Source organism: Gemmatimonadota bacterium, from assembly GCA_030747075.1.
GTDB lineage: Bacteria > ARS69 > ARS69 > ARS69 > ARS69 > ARS69.
This window is the reverse complement of record JASLLL010000010.1, coordinates 13,513-33,610: the sequence shown is the minus strand read 5'-3', so window position 1 is coordinate 33,610 and position 20,098 is coordinate 13,513. Positions and strand designations below refer to the sequence as shown.

The 20,098-nt window shown below is 64.4% G+C and carries 21 protein-coding genes; 1 reads left to right on the top strand and 20 read right to left on the bottom strand.

The window, feature by feature from the left end; all coding sequences use genetic code 11:
- Positions 1-5: 5 nt before the first annotated feature.
- From QF819_05050 to QF819_04955, 20 genes are all read right to left on the bottom strand, one after another.
- Entirely contained in the window at positions 6-338 is a 333-nt protein-coding gene (locus QF819_05050) for an iron-sulfur cluster assembly protein (protein MDP6802528.1), read from the bottom strand.
- 35 nt (positions 339-373) lie between these two features.
- Complete coding sequence (locus QF819_05045; protein MDP6802527.1) at positions 374-832, bottom strand: SUF system NifU family Fe-S cluster assembly protein; 459 nt, start codon at positions 830-832, stop codon at positions 374-376.
- Between the two features lie 3 nt (positions 833-835).
- Entirely contained in the window at positions 836-2,104 is a 1,269-nt protein-coding gene (locus QF819_05040) for a cysteine desulfurase (GenBank protein MDP6802526.1), read from the bottom strand.
- Between the two features lie 5 nt (positions 2,105-2,109).
- Positions 2,110-3,438, bottom strand: coding sequence for a Fe-S cluster assembly protein SufD (gene sufD / locus QF819_05035; GenBank protein MDP6802525.1), 1,329 nt, complete (start codon positions 3,436-3,438; stop codon positions 2,110-2,112).
- A complete protein-coding gene (sufC, locus tag QF819_05030; protein MDP6802524.1) occupies positions 3,435-4,205 on the bottom strand; it encodes a Fe-S cluster assembly ATPase SufC in 771 nt (256 codons plus the stop codon). Before sufC ends, sufD begins: the two co-directional genes overlap by 4 nt.
- A 49-nt stretch (positions 4,206-4,254) precedes the next feature.
- Positions 4,255-5,703 carry a Fe-S cluster assembly protein SufB gene (sufB, locus tag QF819_05025; GenBank protein MDP6802523.1) on the bottom strand — a complete coding sequence of 483 codons (1,449 nt, stop codon included), beginning with the start codon at positions 5,701-5,703 and terminating at the stop codon, positions 4,255-4,257.
- The gene (locus QF819_05020) at positions 5,700-6,242 is read right to left on the bottom strand and encodes an Rrf2 family transcriptional regulator (GenBank protein ID MDP6802522.1); all 543 of its coding nucleotides are present in this window, start codon (positions 6,240-6,242) and stop codon (positions 5,700-5,702) included. The genes sufB and QF819_05020 overlap by 4 nt, the downstream gene beginning before the upstream one ends.
- A 210-nt stretch (positions 6,243-6,452) precedes the next feature.
- Entirely contained in the window at positions 6,453-7,994 is a 1,542-nt protein-coding gene (locus QF819_05015) for an exo-alpha-sialidase (protein MDP6802521.1), read from the bottom strand.
- A gap of 160 nt (positions 7,995-8,154) precedes the next feature.
- Positions 8,155-9,612, bottom strand: a complete 1,458-nt coding sequence (locus QF819_05010) for an NADH-quinone oxidoreductase subunit N (GenBank protein MDP6802520.1) — start codon at positions 9,610-9,612, stop codon at positions 8,155-8,157.
- A 21-nt stretch (positions 9,613-9,633) separates the two neighbouring features.
- Positions 9,634-11,118, bottom strand: a complete 1,485-nt coding sequence (locus QF819_05005; protein MDP6802519.1) for an NADH-quinone oxidoreductase subunit M — start codon at positions 11,116-11,118, stop codon at positions 9,634-9,636.
- 11 nt (positions 11,119-11,129) lie between these two features.
- On the bottom strand, positions 11,130-13,169 hold the full coding sequence (nuoL, locus tag QF819_05000) for an NADH-quinone oxidoreductase subunit L (protein MDP6802518.1): 2,040 nt from the start codon (positions 13,167-13,169) through the stop codon (positions 11,130-11,132).
- Positions 13,170-13,209: 40 nt separating this feature from the next.
- On the bottom strand, positions 13,210-13,515 hold the full coding sequence (nuoK, locus tag QF819_04995; GenBank protein ID MDP6802517.1) for an NADH-quinone oxidoreductase subunit NuoK: 306 nt from the start codon (positions 13,513-13,515) through the stop codon (positions 13,210-13,212).
- Positions 13,512-14,015 (bottom strand): NADH-quinone oxidoreductase subunit J, encoded by a 504-nt coding sequence (locus tag QF819_04990; protein MDP6802516.1) that lies wholly within the window; start codon positions 14,013-14,015, stop codon positions 13,512-13,514. Before QF819_04990 ends, nuoK begins: the two co-directional genes overlap by 4 nt.
- Positions 14,012-14,671 (bottom strand): NADH-quinone oxidoreductase subunit I, encoded by a 660-nt coding sequence (locus QF819_04985; protein MDP6802515.1) that lies wholly within the window; start codon positions 14,669-14,671, stop codon positions 14,012-14,014. The genes QF819_04990 and QF819_04985 overlap by 4 nt, the downstream gene beginning before the upstream one ends.
- 7 nt (positions 14,672-14,678) lie before the next feature.
- Positions 14,679-15,680 carry an NADH-quinone oxidoreductase subunit NuoH gene (nuoH, locus tag QF819_04980; protein ID MDP6802514.1) on the bottom strand — a complete coding sequence of 334 codons (1,002 nt, stop codon included), beginning with the start codon at positions 15,678-15,680 and terminating at the stop codon, positions 14,679-14,681.
- Positions 15,677-16,852, bottom strand: coding sequence for an NADH-quinone oxidoreductase subunit D (locus QF819_04975; protein ID MDP6802513.1), 1,176 nt, complete (start codon positions 16,850-16,852; stop codon positions 15,677-15,679). The genes nuoH and QF819_04975 overlap by 4 nt, the downstream gene beginning before the upstream one ends.
- A gap of 1 nt (position 16,853) precedes the next feature.
- Positions 16,854-17,456, bottom strand: coding sequence for an NADH-quinone oxidoreductase subunit C (locus QF819_04970; GenBank protein ID MDP6802512.1), 603 nt, complete (start codon positions 17,454-17,456; stop codon positions 16,854-16,856).
- A complete protein-coding gene (locus QF819_04965) occupies positions 17,453-18,058 on the bottom strand; it encodes an NADH-quinone oxidoreductase subunit B family protein (protein MDP6802511.1) in 606 nt (201 codons plus the stop codon). The genes QF819_04970 and QF819_04965 overlap by 4 nt, the downstream gene beginning before the upstream one ends.
- A gap of 146 nt (positions 18,059-18,204) precedes the next feature.
- A complete protein-coding gene (locus QF819_04960) occupies positions 18,205-18,633 on the bottom strand; it encodes an NADH-quinone oxidoreductase subunit A (GenBank protein MDP6802510.1) in 429 nt (142 codons plus the stop codon).
- 181 nt (positions 18,634-18,814) lie between these two features.
- Entirely contained in the window at positions 18,815-19,471 is a 657-nt protein-coding gene (locus QF819_04955) for a YkgJ family cysteine cluster protein (GenBank protein MDP6802509.1), read from the bottom strand.
- Positions 19,472-19,627: 156 nt separating this feature from the next.
- Here QF819_04955 and QF819_04950 point away from each other — a divergent pair, with 156 nt between their 5' ends.
- Positions 19,628-20,092, top strand: coding sequence for an NUDIX domain-containing protein (locus QF819_04950; protein MDP6802508.1), 465 nt, complete (start codon positions 19,628-19,630; stop codon positions 20,090-20,092).
- The last annotated feature ends 6 nt before the right edge of the window (positions 20,093-20,098 follow it).

The following is a 20,098-nucleotide window of genomic DNA, read 5'->3' as shown; positions in this document are numbered from 1 at the left end:
CGGCCTCAGAACATCCCCAGGGCCAGCTTCGCCGATTCCGACATTCGATCCGGTCCCCACGGTGGCTCCCAGACCAGTTCCATGCTGACGCGCTCCACGCCTTCAACCTGCGCGGCTTTCTGGCGCGCTTCCTCCGGCAGCGATTCCGCCACCGGGCACATCGGTGAAGTCAGCGTCATCTCCATGGACACCACCCCGTCTTCCGTCACATCCAGCCGGTACACGAGTCCCATCTCCCAGATGTCCACGGGAATCTCCGGATCGAAGACCGTCTTGAGGGCGGCCACGATCTTCTCCCGCATCTCCTGTGGAGATGGCCGGTTTCCGCTTTCCGTCATGCTTCTTCTCCCGCCGGGCAATGCGATGCCCGTGCTCATTCCGTGGTGACTTCTCCCGACTCTTCTTCCATCGCGGCCTTCATCGTGTGCCATGGAAGCACCGCGCACTTGATGCGGATCGGGAACTCCCGTACGCCCGCAAACACGGAGAGCTTCGCGGGGAGTGCCCCTTCGGATGCCGCAACTTCTTCCGGAGCCACGAGACCCCGAAACTCCTCAAACAGGCGACGCGCCTCTTCCGACGACTTCCCCTTCACGCAGTCGGTCATCATGGATGCCGAGGCCGTGCAGATGGTGCAGGCGGAACCCGAGAAGCGGATGTCCTCCACGCCGCCCTCCGGATCCAGCTTCACCTGCACACGGATGCGGTCGCCGCACAGCGGGTTGTACCCCTCCGCGGTGCCATCCGCTTCCGGAAGATCCCCGACGTTCCTGGGGCTTCTTCCATGATCCATGATCATCTCCTGATAGAGATCCCGAAGATCCGACTCCATCGGTCATCCCCCCCGCCGGTACATCTCGATCACCCGTTCGAGCCCTCCCAGGAGAGCGTCCACATCCGCCCGCGTATTGTAGACCGAAAACGACGCGCGCGCGGTAGCGGGCACCCCAAACCGTTCCATGACGGGCTGCGCGCAGTGGTGGCCGGTGCGGATGGCAATGCCGTCATGATCGAGGATGGTGCCGATGTCGTGCGGGTGAACATCTTCCAAGATGAACGAGACCACGCTCGACTTCACCCGCGCGGTTCCGATGATGCGCAACCCTTCCACCTCCGCCATTCGGTGCGTGGCATACTCCACAAGATCCCGCTCGCGAGACTCCACGCACTCCCAGCCGATCTCCTCCAGATAACCGACGGCCGCTCCCAGCCCCACCGCACCGGCGATGTTCGGAGTCCCGGCCTCGAAGCGGTACGGGATGTCGTTGTAGATCGTCTTTTCGAAGGTGACGGATCGAATCATGTCCCCCCCGCCCTGATACGGCGGCATGGCTTCCAGCAGTTCCGGGCGCCCGTAGAGCACACCGATTCCGGTCGGCCCCATCATCTTGTGTCCGGAGAGCACATAGAAATCGCAATCCAGATCCCCGATCGAAACCGGCATGTGCCCGGCAGCCTGGGCCCCGTCGATCATAACGACCGCACCGGCGTCATGGGCCAGGGCCACCAGTTCCCGGACGGGATTCACCGTCCCGAGCGCGTTGGAGACATGGGCGATGGAAACGATGCGCGTCCGGTCGCTGAGAAGGCCGGTGAACTCCTCCCGGAGGATGTCTCCACGATCGTCGATGGGCGCGACCTTCAGGATCGCCCCCGTCTGCTCGCACAGGATCTGCCACGGCACGATGTTGGAGTGATGCTCCATCTCCGTGACGAGAATCTCGTCGCCGGAGTTGAGATTCGGCCGGCCCCAGGACTGCGCAACAAGATTGATGCCTTCCGTCGCGCCCCGGACGAACACAAGCCCCTCCTGTGACGGCGAACCGATGAGGCGGCCCACCGCGCTTCGTGCAGACTCGTACGCTTCCGTGGCCTTCTGACTCAGGCGATGCACACCCCGATGAACATTGGAATTGCTGGTCGTGTAGAACCGATTCACGGCATCGATCACCGCCTGCGGCTTTTGTGTGGTCGCTGCCGAGTCCAGATAGACCAGGGGCCGACCGTCCGGCGGGTTCGCAAGCAGTGGGAAGTCCTGCCGGATCCGCTCGGGATCGCACCGCGGTACGGGTTCCCCCCCCGGGCCGAAACAGGACCGCTGGATCGTGCTCACTGGTCACCTCCCGGATCGAGGGCCTCTGATACGCGGCTCTCCAGAAGCGCGCGCAGGGTTTCTCTCACGGGATCCACCTCCATCCGGTCCAGAATCTCCCCCGCGAAGGAGTACACAAGGAGTCGGCGGGCCTGTGCTTCCGGGATCCCTCGCGATCGCAGGTAGAAGATCGCTTCGGCGTCCAGTTCTCCGATGGTCGCGCCGTGCGTGCACTTGACATCATCGGCGAAGATCTCAAGCTGCGGATGCGCCCGGGCGACCGCGTCTTCCGAAAGCAGGAGATTGCGATTCGTCTGTACGGCATCCGTCTTCTGCGCCCCTTCATCGACCACAATCCGCCCGGTGAACACGCTGCGGGCGCGGTCGGCCAGAACGCTCCGGTAGTACTGTCGGCTCTCTCCGTGGGGGCGGGAATGCCCGACGCGGACTCTCAGATCATGCCGTTGGTTCCCCGAACCGAAACCGACACCGTTCACCAGCGTCCGGCACCGTTCGCCGAGAAGCATGGGCCGAATGTCGCAGCGTGCCAGCGCACCCCCGAGTAGTGCGACATGGGCCTCCACGAGACTATCCTCAAACTGACGCGCGGCAAGCGTGGCCAGATGAAAGCTCTGCGGGTTCTCGCGAACCAGGCGGTAGTGCCGGACCGCGCTCCCGGCTTCGGCCACGATTTCCGTAGCCGCGTTGGTAAACGCCTTCTCCCCGCCTTCCGACACGAACTCCTCCACGACGGTCAGCGAGGCGCCCGCACCCGCGACGATCAGGTGGCGCGGGTGGGACATTGTCGGCGCGCCCTTGCCCGTGGACACATGAAGGATGTGTACGGGGTCCGCCACGCGCACGCCCTGGTCCACGCGGAGATGGAGGCCGTCGTTCATGAGTCCGGTATTCAGCGCGACGAAGCCGTCGCAACGCGCGTCCAGCGAGGCGCCGAGATGCTGCGCAAGTCCACTTTCGGGATCGGCAGCCGCCTCCGCGAAAGGCCGCGCGGAGAAACCCGCGGGCAGTCCACCCATGCGCGACGCCCCTTGCGCAAGGATGCCGTCCACGAACACGAAGCGCGCCCCGGAAAGCCCGGGAACGCCGAGCGCGGCAGGATCGGCGATTCTTGCGGGAGTCTCCGCAAGACGGAAGGGCGTGGCCACGAGCGTCGAGATGTCGGTGAATCGCCAGTCCTCCTCCGAGGCCGACGGGAACCCGCCGGCCGCGAAGGACTCCGCGCCGCGCCTGCGCAATTCACGAAGCCACTCCGGAGCCGCGCTCTCTTCGGCCTGCGCGCCGATCGCCGAGAGCCAGCTCTTCGGGCATCGTTCCGCCACGGTCATCCGGCTGCTCCCTTCCCGGCGGCCACCTCTTCCGCCACCCAGGCATAGCCGTGCTCTTCCAGTTTCAACGCCAGTTCCTTCCCCCCGGAACGCACGATCCTCCCGTCCATGAGAACATGAACGAAATCCGGCTCGATGTAATCGAGGAGTCGCTGGTAGTGAGTGATCAGCACGATCGCGTTGTCCCCGGAACGAAGCGAGTTCACACCGCCTGCCACGACACGAAGCGCATCAATGTCCAGCCCGGAGTCCGTCTCGTCCAGAACCGCAAGCCGAGGCTCCAAGAGTGCCATCTGGAAAATCTCGTGGCGCTTCTTCTCGCCGCCTGAGAACCCGGCATTGACCGAGCGACGAAGAAACTCCTCGTCCATTTCCACGGTGGCCAGTTTTTCACGCACCCGCGTGAGGAAGTCCATGGCGTCGAGTTCGCTCTCCCCGCGATGCTTCCGGATGGAGTTGTACGCAGTCTTCAGAAACTCCATGTTGCTGACGCCGGGGATCTCGACCGGATACTGGAACGCCATGAAGAGGCCTTCACGCGCACGGACATCCGGCTCCATCTCCAGAATGTCCTCTCCGCCCAGACGAACCTGCCCGCCGGTGACTTCGTAGGTCTCCCGCCCGGCAAGCACCTGTGCCAGCGTGCTCTTCCCGGAACCGTTCGGCCCCATGATGGAGTGAACCTCCCCGGCCTTCACGGTCAGGTCCACTCCCTTCAGGATCTTCGTGCCCTCCACGGACGCGTGCAGATCGCGGATCTCCAGCATTGTCTATTCTGCTCCTCCGCCCTCGGGCGGCGTTCCGTCACGGGTTGCGTCAGCCAACGCTTCCTTCCAGACTCACATTCAACAGTTTCCGGGCTTCTACGGCGAACTCCATCGGGAGTTCCCGGAATACCTCCTTGCAGAATCCGTTCACGATCATGGACACCGCATCTTCCAGTTCAATCCCGCGCTGGTGGCAGTAGAAGATCTGGTCCTCTCCGATCTTCGATGTCGTGGCCTCGTGTTCCATGCGGGAGGTCGTGTTATGCACATCGATGTACGGGAAGGTATGCGCGCCGCAGCGGTCTCCGATCAGCATGGAATCGCACTGGGTGAAGTTGCGGCTGTTGCGAGCGCTCTTCTGGATCTTGACCTGCCCGCGATAAGTGTTCTGCCCGCGCATGGCCGAGATGCCCTTGGAGACGATGGTGCTGCGCGTGTTCTTCCCGACATGGACCATCTTCGTGCCGGTGTCCGCCTGCTGGCAGTTGCTGGTCAGCGCGACGGAGTAGAACTCTCCGACTGAGTCGTCGCCCTTGAGGATGCATCCGGGGTACTTCCAGGTGATCGAGGACCCCGTCTCCACCTGCGTCCACGAAATGCGGCTCCTCGCTCCACGGCAAAGGCCACGCTTCGTCACGAAGTTGAAGATCCCGCCACGCCCGTCTTCGTCTCCGGGGTACCAGTTCTGGATGGTGGAATACTTGATGTTTGCGTCTTCATGAGCCACCAGTTCCACCACGGCCGCGTGAAGCTGGTTCTCGTCGCGCATCGGCGCGGTGCAACCCTCCAGATAGCTGACCTGGCTTCCCTTGTCCGCCACGATCAGCGTGCGCTCGAACTGCCCGGTGGAGGCCGCGTTGATGCGGAAGTAGGTGGAGAGATCCATCGGGCAGCGCACGCCCTCGGGGATGTACACGAATGACCCGTCGCTGAACACCGCCGCATTGAGCGCCGCGAAGAAGTTGTCCGAGTGCGGGACCACCGACCCCAGGTACTTTCGAACCAGTTCGGGGTGCTCCTTCACCGCTTCCGACAGCGGGCAGAAGAGTATGCCGAGTTCCGCGAGCTTCGCCCGGAAAGTCGTGGCGACCGAGACACTGTCGAACACGGCGTCCACCGCGACTCCTGAGAGAGCCTTCTGTTCCTCCAGAGGAATCCCGAGCTTCTCATAGGTCTCCAGAAGCTTCGGGTCCACTTCATCCAGACTCGCCGGGCCGTCGCCCTCTTTCTTGGGTGCGGAGTAGTAGATGATGTCGTGGTAGTTGATCGGCGCGTACTGGATCTTCGCCCAGTCCGGTTCCTTCATGGTGAGCCACTTGCGATACGCCTTGAGCCGCCACTCGGTGAGCCAGTCCGGTTCCCCTTTGCGTTCGGAGATGAAGCGGACCACCCCTTCGTCGAGTCCGGGGGGAAGCGAATCCTGTTCGATGTCCGTCACGAACCCATAGCGGTACTTGCGGTTCGCAAACTCCTCCACGACATTTCGGTTCTCGTTCATTTCTCTCCCGATGAGTCCTTCCCGCGAACCCGGGCAGTGCGGGTGGACGGCAAGACGCGAAAAGGCGAACTCTGTGAAGGCCTCCCCGGCGCCGGAGGACTCACGCTCTCCACACGCCCTTCGACAATGTCCGTGAGGGTGATCCGGCTGAGGTAATCGTGGATCTGCTCATTGAGGAGGCGCACGGAATCCGTGATGGGGCAGCGCACCTGTACATGGCACTCCGGGCAGGCGGGGTCCTCGTCGTCATCGCAGCACAGCGTGACCTTCACGGGTCCCTCGATGGCCTCCATGACATGGCGCACAGTGATCCCGTCCGTGTCCCGCGCCAGGAAGTACCCGCCCCTGGCCCCGCGAGCCGATTCCACGACCCCGCCCCGCACGAGGTCCTTCAGGACATTCATCAGAAGCGGAAGCGGAATCCCGTAATCCGCCGCGATGAGCCTCGCGCTGGAGACCCCGCCCCCGCGAGCGGCCCTTTCCGCCAGTCCGGCGAGCGCCACGAGCGCGTAATCCGTCTTTCGGGTGAAGGCGAACACCGGGATCCTCCGATTTTCGGGCCCAGAGGGGTTTTTCCTGCACGAAATCCAGTCCCGACCAAAGTAGTACCATTTCTGTACTGATTCAAGGGAAAAGGGGACCGGAACGGGTGAAATCGAGGGCATCGTGCGAAGTCGCAACCGGCTCGGGGAGACTCGTCGGCCGGTGTTTCTTCCCGGGCATCCCACAGCGATGGCGCGTAGCCGAACCTACCGGAGTCGGGTCACTCGCCCGGTGGAGACTCCTCCGGCCGACTCCAGCCGGAGAAGGTACACCCCGGCGGCGACCGGTTTCCCGGCGGTGTCCTTCCCGTCCCAGCGAACCTGCGCGACCCCGGGACCGGGCGCCACTCCCGGGAGCCGGGCCACCACGCGCCCGGACGCATCGTGGACCGTCAAGCGGGCGACGCCGGATTCCGACCGCTGGAACTCGATGGTCGTGCCGCCTGCGAACGGATTGGGCCGGGCCGAGGGGGCGTCCGACCCCGCCGGAACCGCAACATCCACGCCGGTGGCCCCCAGGCTGCCGCGCGTCCGGTAGATGTACGAGGGTCCGTCGCGGGAGTCCCGCCAGGCCAGCTCCACCTCCAGCGAGGGCGAAATCGCAACGGTGGTCTGGCTCAGCGCCTTGTTCGCCCCGTCCCCGGGGACCATCGCCGGGACTCCCCAGGTGGCCCCGGCATCGGTGGACGCGACTCCCCACGCCTCGGGGTGCCCGGTCACCGGATCTCGCGCCTCCCAGACGGCCACGACCACGGCACCGCGCATGGCAATGGCCGGGTAGTTTGCGCCCGTCGAGCCGTCGCTGTCGTCGATCTGTACATTCGTACTCCAGCTACTCCCCCCGTCCGAACTCCGCGCCGACCAGATGTGATGCGAGTTCCCGGGGGACTTCTTCCAGACGATCACCACATCCTGCCCGTCGTGCGCAATCGCGGGGCCGGTGGAGGGACAGGCGGGGAAGAACCAGTTGCCCGTGTCGAGCTTCGTCGAGGACACAAACGACGCTCCCCCGTCTGTCGAGCGGGCCACATACATGTTCCGTCGGTTGGAATCGTTGTTCCGGTAGGCGATCAGCACGGTCTGCCCGTCGTCCAGCACGACCTGATCCGGGTTGCAGCACTCGCAGGGAATCGCCGGGGACAGCACCGCCGGGGAAAGGGGCGGGCCGAACGCCCCCGTCGAATCCTGTGCGGTCCACTCGATGTCCGGAGTGCCGGTTCCCTCTTCGTACACGATCCATGCTTCCGCCACCCGTCCGTCCGGGAAGGGCGCGGCGACCGCGTAGGCGCGTTCGCCCGTGATATCCGGGTCGGCACGAAGCGCCGCCTCCCACGAACTTCCGCCATCCGTGGACCTTGCGAACCAGACCGGGCGGTTGTAGAAGTCCGTTCCCTCCCACCCGGCGACCACCGTGTTGCCGGACGCGTGCAGCGTCACACCGTCGCCGGCTCCGATGCGAACGCCGTCGAAACCCTGCGAGAGCAACACGGCGGTCGTGTACGACCCGCCTTCGGGAGCCGTCGCGCACAGCAGTGCCTCCGCGCCGGTGGACGCACCTCCGGCCCAAGCGACGAGGAACCCTCCGCCCGGCGCGGGAAGGAGTCGCGGTCGCTGGTTCCAGGAGTGTACGAGCGAAGATCCCAGCGGGCCTGGCGGATCGAACTCGAGCGCAGGGACCGCGGGAGCGGCAAGGACAGCGACGCAGAACGCGGGTATGCAAAGAGCACGCAGGAGCAGAGACCGCGGCATCGAAGCCTCCCGGGGGTGGGATGGAGGAGGACGAATCTGTCCGACCATGGTAGCACAACGGGGGTGCCCGGACTCCAACGGAGGGCGGAGCGGCTCCACTTGCCGAGAAGAAGCGGACGCACGAAGCCTGATGACGCCTCGCCGAGCGCGTCGAGAGGGGCTAGCCCATTCCCAGAATGCGGGCGGCGTGCGCTGCGATGTCCACCAGTCCACCCCACCAGAGACCCAGGACGAGCACCGGCACGGCGAACACGGCAAGCAGCGGCACGGGACCGAGACGCTTCCCGTCCGGCGACGGGGCGCGCTCCTCGGCGGTGCCTTCCAGGTAGAGCGCACGCAACACGCGCACATAGTAGAAGAGGCTCACCACGGAGGTGAGGAGTCCGAGCGCAGCCAGATTCCACATCCCGTGCTGGATCACCGCTCCGAACACGAAGACCTTTCCGATGAACCCCGCCGTCGGCGGGAGCCCCGTCAGGCTGAACAGACAGATCGCGAGGAGCGCACCCACCATCGGTTCCCGCCAGCCCAGCCCGCGGAACGAGTCGATGGAGGAGTCCCGGCCGGAGCGTTCCACCATGTCGATCACCAGGAAGAAGCCGAGATTCGCCAGACCGTACACCACCAGATAGAGGAGCATCGCCTGAAGGCCGAACTGGTCGAATGCGGCGAGCCCCAGCAACAGGTACCCTGCGTGCGCAATCCCGGAGTAGGCGAGCATACGCTTCGTGTCCTTCTGGACGAGCGCGGCCGCGTTGCCGACAATCATCGCCAGCGCGGACAGCACCGCGAAGAGCGTCGGCCAGGGGAAGGAACCGCCGCCTCCACCCAGCCCGAACGCCAGCCGAACCATGAGCGCGATTCCGGCCGCCTTCGGCCCGATCGAGAAGAACGCCACCGCGGGAGTCGGAGAGCCTTCGTAGACATCCGGTGCCCAGAGGTGGAACGGCACCATGCTGATCTTGTATCCGGCGCCGGCAAGCGAGAGCAGGACGGCGATCCACAACCCCGGGCTCTCCGGACGGCCCGCGAGCGCCGTGCCGATCGTTCCGAGGTCCAGCGATCCCGTCATCCCGTAGAGCAGCGAGAACCCGAAGACCATGGCTCCCGTGGCAAACCCGCCGTAGATCACATACTTGACCGACGCCTCCGCGCCCCGGCGATCGTCCGCGCAAAGCCCCGCCATCACATACGAGGGGATCGAGATGATCTCCAGCGCCAGAAGAACCATGACCAGGTGGGTGGCTCCCGCCAGCAGGAAACCGCCGAGCGTGGTCGCGATCAGGAGCGGAAAGAACTCGGCGCCGCGACCAAAGAGCGCACCGCCCGGACGCACATGCGGCAGAGCAAAGGCGGCCGCGGCCACGGCGGTGAGTGACAGGAACACACGGAAGAAGTCCACGAACGGAGAGAGGGCCGCCATCCCGGAGAAGACACGAACCGGTGCGGGATCCGCGGACCCGGTGATGGTGAGCCCGGCCGCGGCGAGCGCGCCCACAATCGTGATCCACGCGGCAAGGACCGCCCCGCGTTCCCGTCGCACGGCATCCACCAGTACGGCAGCCAGAAGTGCCACGCAGAGCGTGAACTCGGGAAGATAGCGAGGCAGGCTCTCCATGTTGGTCACTTTCGCGCCCTCCTATCCCTGACCGATCACGCGGAGAATCTCCTGGAGAGTCGTGCGCATGAGACCCAGCAAAGGCGCCGGGTACACACCAAAGACAATCACCAGAATCATCAGCGGGAACAGAGTGAACGCCTCCCGGCCCGAGAGATCCGGAAACACGGCGTATTCATCCCGGCCCTTGCCGAGATAGACGCGCTGGACCGTCCACAGGACATACGCCGCCGTAATCACGATCCCCGAGACAGCAAACATGGTCAGCACCCGGAAGACCTGGAAGGAACCGAGCAGCGAGAGTGCCTCGCCGATAAACCCGGTCATGCCCGGAAGCCCGAGAGCGGCCATGAAAGCAACGACGGCGACGCCACCGTATACCGGCATCTGGACGAGCAGCCCGCCGAAGCCGTCAATGTTCCGATGGTGTGCACGATCATAAATCACGCCGACCAGAAGGAAGAGCATGGCGGTGATCATGCCGTGACTCACCATCTGGAAGACGGCGCCGTTCATGCCGTGCGGAGTCAGAGACGCCATGCCGAGCATCACAAACCCCATGTGGCTGATGGACGAATACGCCACGAGTTTCTTCAGGTCTTTCTGCGCCATCGCGCAGAGCGCCCCGTACACAATGTTCACCACCCCGATGAGCGCAAGCGCGGGAGCGAACCAGACGGTGGCCGCGGGGAGCATCGGGAAGGAGATCCGCAAGAGCCCGTAGGTTCCCAGCTTCAGCAGAATGCCCGCAAGAATGACCGAGATCGGGGTCGGCGCTTCCACATGAGCATCGGGAAGCCATGTGTGGAACGGGAAGGCGGGAATCTTGATGGCAAACCCGATGTAGAATGCCAGGAAGATCCACTTCTGGAACTCCACGCTCCAGCGCCCCGACTCCGCCATCAGCGTCAGCATATTGAATGTGTGCGGCTCCGAGGAGAAGTAGACCGCGATCATCCCGATCAGCATCAGCACGGAGCCAAGCAGCGTATAGAGGAAGAACTTGATGGCCGCATACTCGCGTCGCGGACCGCCCCACACGCCGATCAGGAAGTACATCGGAAGGAGCATGACTTCCCAGAATACATAGAACAGGAAGAAGTCCAGCGAGACGAAGACTCCCAGCATTCCCGTTTCCAGGAGGAGGAAGAGCGCGAAGTAGCCCTTCACGCCGCGATCAATCCCCCAGGACGCGAAAATGCAGACAAACGAGATGAGCGCCGTCAAGACGACGAACGGGAACGACAGCCCGTCCACACCAATGAAGTACTCCACATGGAACTGGTGGATCCACGGAAGATGCTCCACGAACTGGAAGCTCGTCTCCGTGACCGCTCCGGCCAGACCCGGGTCAAACCGGGGCAGGAGCCAGAGGCAGATCGCCAGGGGAACGGCGGTTGCCACCACAGCGATCCACCGGACGAGGTCGTCTCTTTCCCGAGGCGCCAAGAGGACGGCCAGCGCCCCCAGCAGCGGGAAGAATGTGATGATTGACAGCACCGGCATGAGTCCCTTCCCTATCTGGCGCCCGCAAGGACGCTCGTCAACACGATCAGCAGGAGCAGGCCGACGGACACGGCCAGGTAGTTCTGAATCCGTCCGGTCTGCGGACGACGCATAGAGTCTCCAAGACGCTCGACGACAGAGGCGACTCCGTTCACAAGACCATCCACCCCGTACCGGTCCACTCCTCCACTCACTGAAGCGAAGAAGCGCAGCACCGGCGCCGTGGCGTTCACAATGCCGTCGATCACAGCGCCATCGAAACGCGCCAGGCCTTCGCGCAAGACGCGGACGAGCGCAATGACCGTGGCGGCATAGAGTTCATCAAAGCGGAACTTGTCCCGCACCAGTCGGTAGACGGGCCCGAGTCGAGCCGCCAGCACCTCCGCGCGAATGAGGCGTCGCCCGTAGGTCAGCCAGGCCAGGACGATCCCGCCCGCAGCCATCAGAAGACTGAGCATCATCGCAATGGAATGCGCGGAACCGTGATGCTCACCGGAAGAGTGCGCGACCTCGCCATGTCCTCCGCCGTGCGCGGCATCGTGCGCGTTTGCGACAGCCACCGACTCCGGCGCATGGATGAGCTCGTGGAACCATCCTTCGCCACCGAAGGGGTTTCCGCTGGGGAATGTGAAGAACGCGTAGAAGCAGAAGACGCACAGCACGACCAACGGACCGGTCATGACGGCGGGACTTTCATGCGCGTGGGCATGCCGCTGTGCGTCTGCGGGCTTTCCCCAGAAGGTCATGAACAGGAGACGGAACATATAGAACGCCGTGAGCCCTGCCGCCGCGAATCCCATGATCGGCAGGAGCAGATGCGCCGGGTGCTCTCCGGCAAAAGCGAGGGTCCCCGCAAGGATGGCATCCTTCGACACAAACCCCGAAGTCAACGGAATCCCCGCCAGCGCGAGCGTCCCGACGAGGAAGGTCCCGTAAGTCACCGGCATCTTTCTTGAAAGGCCGCCCATCTCCCGCATGTCCTGGGTGTGGACTGCATGGATCACGCTGCCCGACCCCAGGAAGAGCAGGGCCTTGAACACGGCGTGCGTCACCAGGTGCAGGAAACCGGCTGTGTACGCGCCCACGCCGAGCGCCATCACCATGTAGCCGAGCTGGCTCATGGTGGAGTAAGCCAGCACGCGCTTGATATCGAACTGCGTCACGGCGATCAGCGCGGCCATGATGGCGGTGATGCCCCCGATGTACGCCACCACGAGCAACGCATCCGGCGTGAGAACCGGGTACATCCTCGCAACGAAGTACACGCCCGCCGCAACCATCGTAGCCGCGTGGATCAGCGCGGACACCGGAGTCGGGCCTTCCATGGCATCCGGAAGCCACACATGAAGCGGGAACTGCGCGGACTTGCCGACCGCTCCCATGAAGAGACACAACCCGGCGGCCGTCAGCGTCCCTCCGGACAGATCTCCGTGCGCCACGGCGGTGAACACGGAAGGCAGGTGCAGCGTCCCGGTCGCGTTCAAGACAATGGCGATTCCCACGAACATGAATGCGTCGCCGACCCGGTTGGTGATGAACGCTTTCTTCGCAGCGGCATTGGCAGAGGGCTTCCCGATGTAGAATCCGATCAGGAAGTAGGACGACACGCCCACGAGTTCCCAGAAGATGTAGAGCCCGAGCAGGCTGTCGGCCATGATGATGCCCATCATCGAGAAGATGAAAAGGCTCAGGTATCCGAAGAACCGGTTGTACCGTTCCTCTCCTTTCATATAGCCCATGCTGTAGACATGAATCAGGAAGGAGACGAACAAGACCGCCGTCAGCATCACGGCCATCAGGTTGTCCGAGAGAATCCCCAGCGACAGCTTCGCCGTCCCGAGGTCCATCCAGACGAAGCGAGGATTGTCCAGAGGCCGCGCCCCCCCGGCGGCCACCGCCGACAGGAAGTTCGGGATGGAGAGGAGGAACGCCGCGAACACCGCACCCGTCGAGACCCAGTCCCCCTGCCGGGGCAGACGCCGCCCCACGGTGAACTGCACGACAAAGGCAAACAGCGGGATCCCCAGGATCAGTCCACCGGTGGTCAGCATTCCTCAGTCCGCCTCCCGGCGGGAGCGATGGTCATCTCCCCTACCCCCGGAGTTCCGAGACTTCGTCCAGACGCGCCGTCCGGAGAGCCCGAAACATGTTGAGCACGATTCCCAGCGCCACCGCGGCCTCCGCCACGGCCACCACGACGACAAAGAGCGCGACCAGATCCCCTTCCGAACCCGCCGGGCGGAAACGCGCAAACGCGACGAAGTTCAGCGCCGCCGCGTTCAGCATGAGTTCGATTCCCATGAGGAGCGCGATGGCGTTGCGCCGGATCATGATGGTCGTGAGACCCAGTGCGAAGAGCATCGACGAGATCCCCAGGAAGTGGCCGAGTCCGATCATGGTCTCTTCCTCCGCACCATCACGGTGGCACCGATGAGTGCGGCCAGCAGCAGAACGGAGGCCACCTCGAACGGGAGGAGCCAGTCGGTCATGAACGCGTTCCCCAGATCCTCCGGCGACGGCCCGCCGCTCAAGTCCGGGATTCCCGGTGACCAGCGGATTCCGGCGATCCCCACCCAGATCGTCGCGAAAGCGGCCATCGCGACGAAGATCCCCGCCAGCCTCTGCCCGGGCGAAATGTCCAGCGCTTCCTCTCCGCCGAGTTGCCGGGTCAGGACAATCGCGAAGAGCATGAGAATCAGCACGCCGCCCACATAGAGCATGACCTGCGCACCCGCCAGAAACGGAGACCCCAGGTACCCGTACAGGACCGCCACTCCCAGAAGCGTCCCCAACAGCCCCAGCGCCGCGTAGATGAGGCTCCGCGCAAACGCCACCGTCATGGCGGACAGGATGGTCCACGCAGCCGTCCCCCAGAAGAGAAGCACTTCGCCGCTCATTCGCCCCCTCCTTCAGGATCCGCGCTCTTCCCGGCTGGCGGGTCTCCGGCGGCTTTCGCCTCGGCCGCCTTCGCCTCGGCCACCTTTCGCGCCCGCTCCTCCGCCTTGCGCTTCTTCTCCTCCGCCTTGCGCCGTGCCTCTTCCTCGGCCTGCCCGGTGACCTCTTTCACCTCCGCGGGACTCATGCGCGAGAAAGTGAACACATGGTCCACGATGTCCGATGTCGAGTACTCGAAGTCCGGAGTCATCGTGATGCACCCGGTGGGGCAGGGATCCACGCACAGTCCGCAGTAGCAGCACTTCGCCATGTCGATCCGGTAGTCCGTCATCCAGTAGTTCTTCTTGTTGCCGCTGGATGTCTTTCCGAGGTCCACCGACGCCGGGGACTTGATCGTCTCCATTGTGATGCACTCGACCGGGCACGCCCGCTCGCACAACCGGCAGCCGATGCAGTCTTCGATCATCACATGCAGCCGATGGCGCGCTCGGGCCGGAAGTTCGGGCACCTCACGCGGGTACTGCATGGTCACCGACCGCGTGAAGAGGTGCCCTCCCGTCACAAGAAGCGCCTGCACGGCCGTCCCCATGGCCCGGGCGATATTGCGGAAGTACACCGCCACGGGTGACCTTCGCCGGAGAGTCGCGGTATCCGTCATGAGCGCCTCACGGGAGAAGGGCCATCGCGCCCGCGCCCAGCACGCAGACGAAGGCGATGGGAGTGAGATACTTCCACGAGATTGTCATGAGCTGATCCACGCGAACTCTCGGCAGCGACCAGCGCACCAGAATGACGAAGTTCGTGAGCAGGAACACCTTCAGCACCATCCAGAAGACGCCGGGGAGGAAGTCCAGGAACGGGAACGGCGCGTGCCACCCGCCCAGATAAACGACGCTCAGCATGGCCACCGCCATGAAGATGGCCCCGTACTCCGCCAGAAAGAAGATGGCGAACCGCATGCCCGAGTACTCCACATGGTAGCCGGCCACCAGTTCCGACTCCGCTTCCGGCATGTCGAAGGGCGCGCGATTCGTCTCCGCAATGGCGGCCAGAAAAAACACAACCATGCCGATGAAGTTGAACGGGAACGCGCGGAAGAGCATCCAGTTCCAGAAGCCGCCCGCCTGCGACTGAACAATGTCCACGGTGGAAAGCGAACCCGCGAAGATCACCGCCGCCAGGAGAACCAGCCCGGCCGGGATTTCATACGACACAATCTGCGCAACGGCGCGCAGCGCCCCGAAGAGCGCCCACTTGTTGTTGCTCCCCCACCCGGCCAGCAGAATGCCGATCACGCCGAGCGAGGAAATCGCCGCGAAGTAGAAGATGCCGATGTTGAGGTCCGCGGGAATGGCATCGGCCGCCCAGGGAATGACCACGGCCGCCGCGATCACGCCTCCCATCACGATACCGGGCGCCAGAATGTGCAGGAATCGATCCGCGGCCTTCGGAACGATGTCCTCCTTCTGGAGGAGCTTCAGCGCATCCGCGATGGTCTGCAGCACGCCGTGGTAACGCCCGACTTCCATGGGCCCCAGACGATCCTGCGCAAGGGCGCTCACCTTTCGCTCCAGCCACACGGCCACCAGCGCACCCACCGCGATACAGATCGCAAGAACCCCGGCGAAGAGAAGGCCGTCCAGCCAGATGATCCCGGTGAGGTTCATCGGTCCACCTCGCCCAGAACAATGTCGACGCTCCCGATGATGGCCACCAGATCCCCCAGCATCACGCCGGGCACGAGCTCCGGCAGCGCGGAGAGATTGCAGAAGCAGCCGGACCGGCAGCGCACGCGCTCCGGGCGGTCTTTTCCGCCGGAGGCCAGATAGAAGCCGAGTTCCCCGCGCGGCGCCTCGGAGCGGGCGTAGCACTCACCCGCCGGGACCTTCAGCTTCTTCGGAACCGACTCCCGAACATCCCCCTCGGGAATCCCGCGATCGAGAATCTGGCGGATGATCCGGCACGACTGGCGCATCTCCTCCAGCCGCACCCAGTAGCGGTCCCAGCAGTCGCCGAGCGTTCCCTTCGCGCCCTGTCCCACGACGATGTCGAAATCCAGCTCCGGATAGATGTCGTACGGTTCATCCCGACGGAGATCCCATTCGACGCCGGACCCGCGAAGGACCGGCCCCGTGCAGGCGTACTCCAGCGCAACCTCCGCGGGAAGCACACCCACATCCGCCGTCCGCTCGATGAAGATGTGACTGTCCGTGAGCAGAACATCGACCTCGCGGAGCCTCGGCTCGAAGTAGTCCACGAAGTCCCGGATTCGGTCCTCCATCCCTTCCTGGAGGTCGTGGGAAAGCCCACCCACCCACATGAAGTTGTAGAGGAGCCGGGCGCCGCAGACGGTCTCGAAGATGTCGAGGATCATCTCCCGGTCCCGGAACAGCCACCAGAACGGGGTCATGGCTCCGAGGTCCAGTCCGTAGGTGCCGATCGCGACAATGTGGCTGGCAATCCGCTGAAGCTCCGCGAAGAGAACCCGCAGGGTCTGGACGCGGCGATTTGGTTCAATGCCCGCGAGCTTTTCCACCGCCAGCGCGTATCCGTGGTCCATGTTCATGGACGCCAGATAATCCAGCCGGTCGCAGTACGGAACCACCTGCTGCCAGCCTTCGTTCTCCGCGTGTTTCTCGAAGTTCCGGTGGAGATACCCAAGGTGCGGCACCGCATCCACCACGATCTCCCCGTCCGTGACAATCTCCAGACGGAGAACGCCATGCGTGGAGGGGTGCTGCGGGCCCATGTTGACGGTGAACTCCTCTGTCACCAGATCCCGGCCCGTATCCGGGGCGGGTGCGATGAGGTAGGAGCGGCGCTTCGGGGGAGCCGTCATGTCAGTCTCCCTCCGGCGGGTCGGCGTCGGGGGCAAGAATGCCGCCGGGCATTCGGTAGACATCCCGAATGCCGTGGTACTCGACGGGATAGTCGTAGTCCTTCCGCAAGGGATGGCCTTCCCAGTCGTCGGGAAGGAAAATCCTGCGCGGATCCGGATGCTCCGTGAAGTGGATGCCGACCAGATCGAAGGTCTCGCGCTCGTGCCAGTCGGCGGCACGCCAGACTCCCGCGGCGCTCGGCACTTCCGCCCCTTCCGCGCGCCCGGTGGGGATACGCACATGAAGCCACTCGCGGCGCACACGGCTGTAGAGCGAGTACACCGCCTCCAGACGGTCCGCCTCGGCTCCGCGATCGATGCCCGTCACCAGGTGGCAGGTCTCGAAGGCCAGGGCCGCGTCCTCTTTCAGCCACCGCGCCACCACAGGCCAGAGCGCCGCGTCCACTTCCACCGTGGGATCCGCGCGCTCCTCCTCCACCCGGCAGCCCTCCGGGTACTTCGCCGCCAGAATGGACGCCGCCGTCTCCCGGCCCGTCCACGCGGGAGGCTCCGGCGCGGGCTTCTTCTTCGGCGGCGGCTTCGGCGCGGGCGTGGCGTCGGTCATCGGGCTTCCATCCCTTCCGCTTGCTCCGGTGCCGACTCTCCGGCGGCCAGCGCCTCCTCCCGTTCCCGGCGCGTGAACTCGCCCATCTCTCCGGGCTCCACATCCGCGGCCGTCATCGACTCCACCTTGTAGCCCAGGAGTCGCTCGCGGCGGACCTTCTCCTTCAGGACCAGAAAGCCCTCGATGAGCGCTTCCGGACGGGGAGGGCAGCCGGGAACATAGACATCCACCGGGATGATCTTGTCCACGCCCTTCACGACATGATAGCCGTGCTTCCAGTAAGGGCCGCCGCAGTTGGCGCAAGATCCCATGGAAATGACATACCGCGGTTCCGCCATCTGCTCGTAGAGACGCTTGATCCGAAGCCCCATCTTGTAGGTCACCGTGCCGGCCACGATCATGACATCGCACTGGCGGGGGCTGCCGCGCATCACCTCATACCCGAATCGCGACAGATCGAACCGCGAAGCCAGCGCGGCCATCATCTCGATGGCACAGCACGCCAGCCCGAACTGCATGGGCCAGAGCGAGTGCGCCCGACCCCAGCTGAGCAGCGTATCCAGCTTCTGAACGAGAGCATTCTCCGCAAACCCGCGAACCAGAGGCGGAACGCCTTCGTGGACTCCCGTCGTGTAGGGCTTCCGGGTGACGATCCACCGCGCACTGTCGGTCGGCGGATTCGGGGCGACTTCGCGCACATCCTGAAGCGGGATGATGCCCTCGACCCGGCGGGGTGCGTCCGGACCGCTCATGATGCGTCCTCCGCGGACACCGCCGCGGGGGCTGCCCGGCGCGCCGGGCGGGCACCCCATCTTCGGACCTGATCGGGAAGCCTGGCATCGTCGCGCGTGAAGGGAGGGCTGGGCTTCACCCAGTCCAGATCTCCCTTCGCCCAGACATAGACGAGCCCGGTGAGCAGTATTCCGACAAAGAGGAGCATCTCCACAAACGCGAAGAGTCCCAGCTTCCGGTAAGCCACCGCCCACGGGAACATGAAGAGAATCTCCGCCTCGAAGATGATGAACACAAGCGCAACCGTGTAGAAACGCGTGTTGTACCGAACCCAGGCGCGTCCGATGGGGTCCTCGCCGCATTCGTAGGTGGTGAGTTTCTCAGGCGTGGGGTGATGCGGATGGACGAGCCTGGACACGAGAATGCTGACCCACGCGAAGGCCATGCCCACCGCGAGGAACACGAGAACGACGGCGTAGGACTCTCTCAATCGGGTCTCCGGACTGGCCGGGGAGGCTCGGGGAAGCGCCTTCGACCCGCTTCCGCGCCCCTCCCCCGCACTCAGGCTGAAGGTAGAATATCCGGGCAGCGCAAACCGTCAACCGTGGAGTCGGGAGGAATGTGAGTCAGGGGCACTCATCCGGAGGAGGCAGCACGAAGTCGAACCCGGCTTCCCGAAGTTCGTCCACGCACTGTTCCAGGAGAACCGCATCTTCCAGCGACACATTCTCGTCGTGAACGGCGTCCCGGACCATCTGGAGGATCGATTCCTCATGCTCCCCTCCGGTGACCGTGGGGCAGTCCGCCCAGCCGATGAAGCGCGCGTAGGGGTTCCCGGTGCGACTCCGATAGTGGACCTCGTAAGGGAACCGGCGGCAGATGGTGGGGCGGGTGCCGTAGCCGGTGCATCGGCGGGTGGCCCCGTCGTAGAAGATGCACAGGCCGTCCTTCTTCGCCAGTCGGGGCATGGTGTCGATCTCCGGCTTGAGCTTCCCCTTGCGCGTCCGCTTGAAGGTGAAGGTGCCGTGAACCACATCCGAAAGTCCGCTGTCCATGAGCTGGGCGATGTCCCGAAGCGAGAGCAGAATGCCGGAGTCTGGAACATCGTGAACGCAGCAGGTATCGGTGCAGTTGGCACAGTCGGGCATGACGAAGGGGCCCTTGGGTCGCTCCAGGGGCACCCGGGCAGGGTCCAGCACATCCTCCCCTTCCATGGACTCTCTGGAGAGAGCGTCCAGACGGGAGGTCATCTCTCCCTGACTTCTCGCATCCAGTTCGGTCATGTTCCTCTTCCTGTTCCCCTTCCCCGCGCACCGGACAATGGCGAACCGGTCCGCGCAGCAATATAGGGCAAACCGGGCGGCGTGCGCGAGTCGGAATCGCAAGTGCCGGGGCCAGCGCGATCTGTTACGGTGACGCCACACGCTCGGGAGGCAGAGATGGCAGAAGCTGAGGAACCTCTTCGCGAGACCACGGAAGTCTCCGCCGGCGGGGTGATCTACCGTGCCGACGAAGATGCCCCGATGGTGGCGCTCACGCGTTCCCGTCGCGGGCCGGTCTGGGTCCTTCCCAAGGGACGGATCGAAGAGGGAGAGACCACCGAAGAAGCCGCGCTGCGTGAAGTCCGGGAGGAAACCGGCCTTCTGGGGCGCATCGTTCGTCCGCTTTCAGTCATCCGCTACACCTACAAATCCCGCGACGACGACGACCGACGCGGGATGACGATCCACAAGACGGTCCACTTCTTCCTGCTTGAGTTTGTGGAGGGCAGGACGGAAGACCACGATCATGAAGTGCTGGAAGTGAAGTGGTTTCCGCTGGGCCTCGGGGGGAGGATTCTCTTCCACGCAGGGGAGCGCGATGTGCTCGCGGCAGCCCGCAAGATCCTGGACCCGACCCCCTGAAGCGTC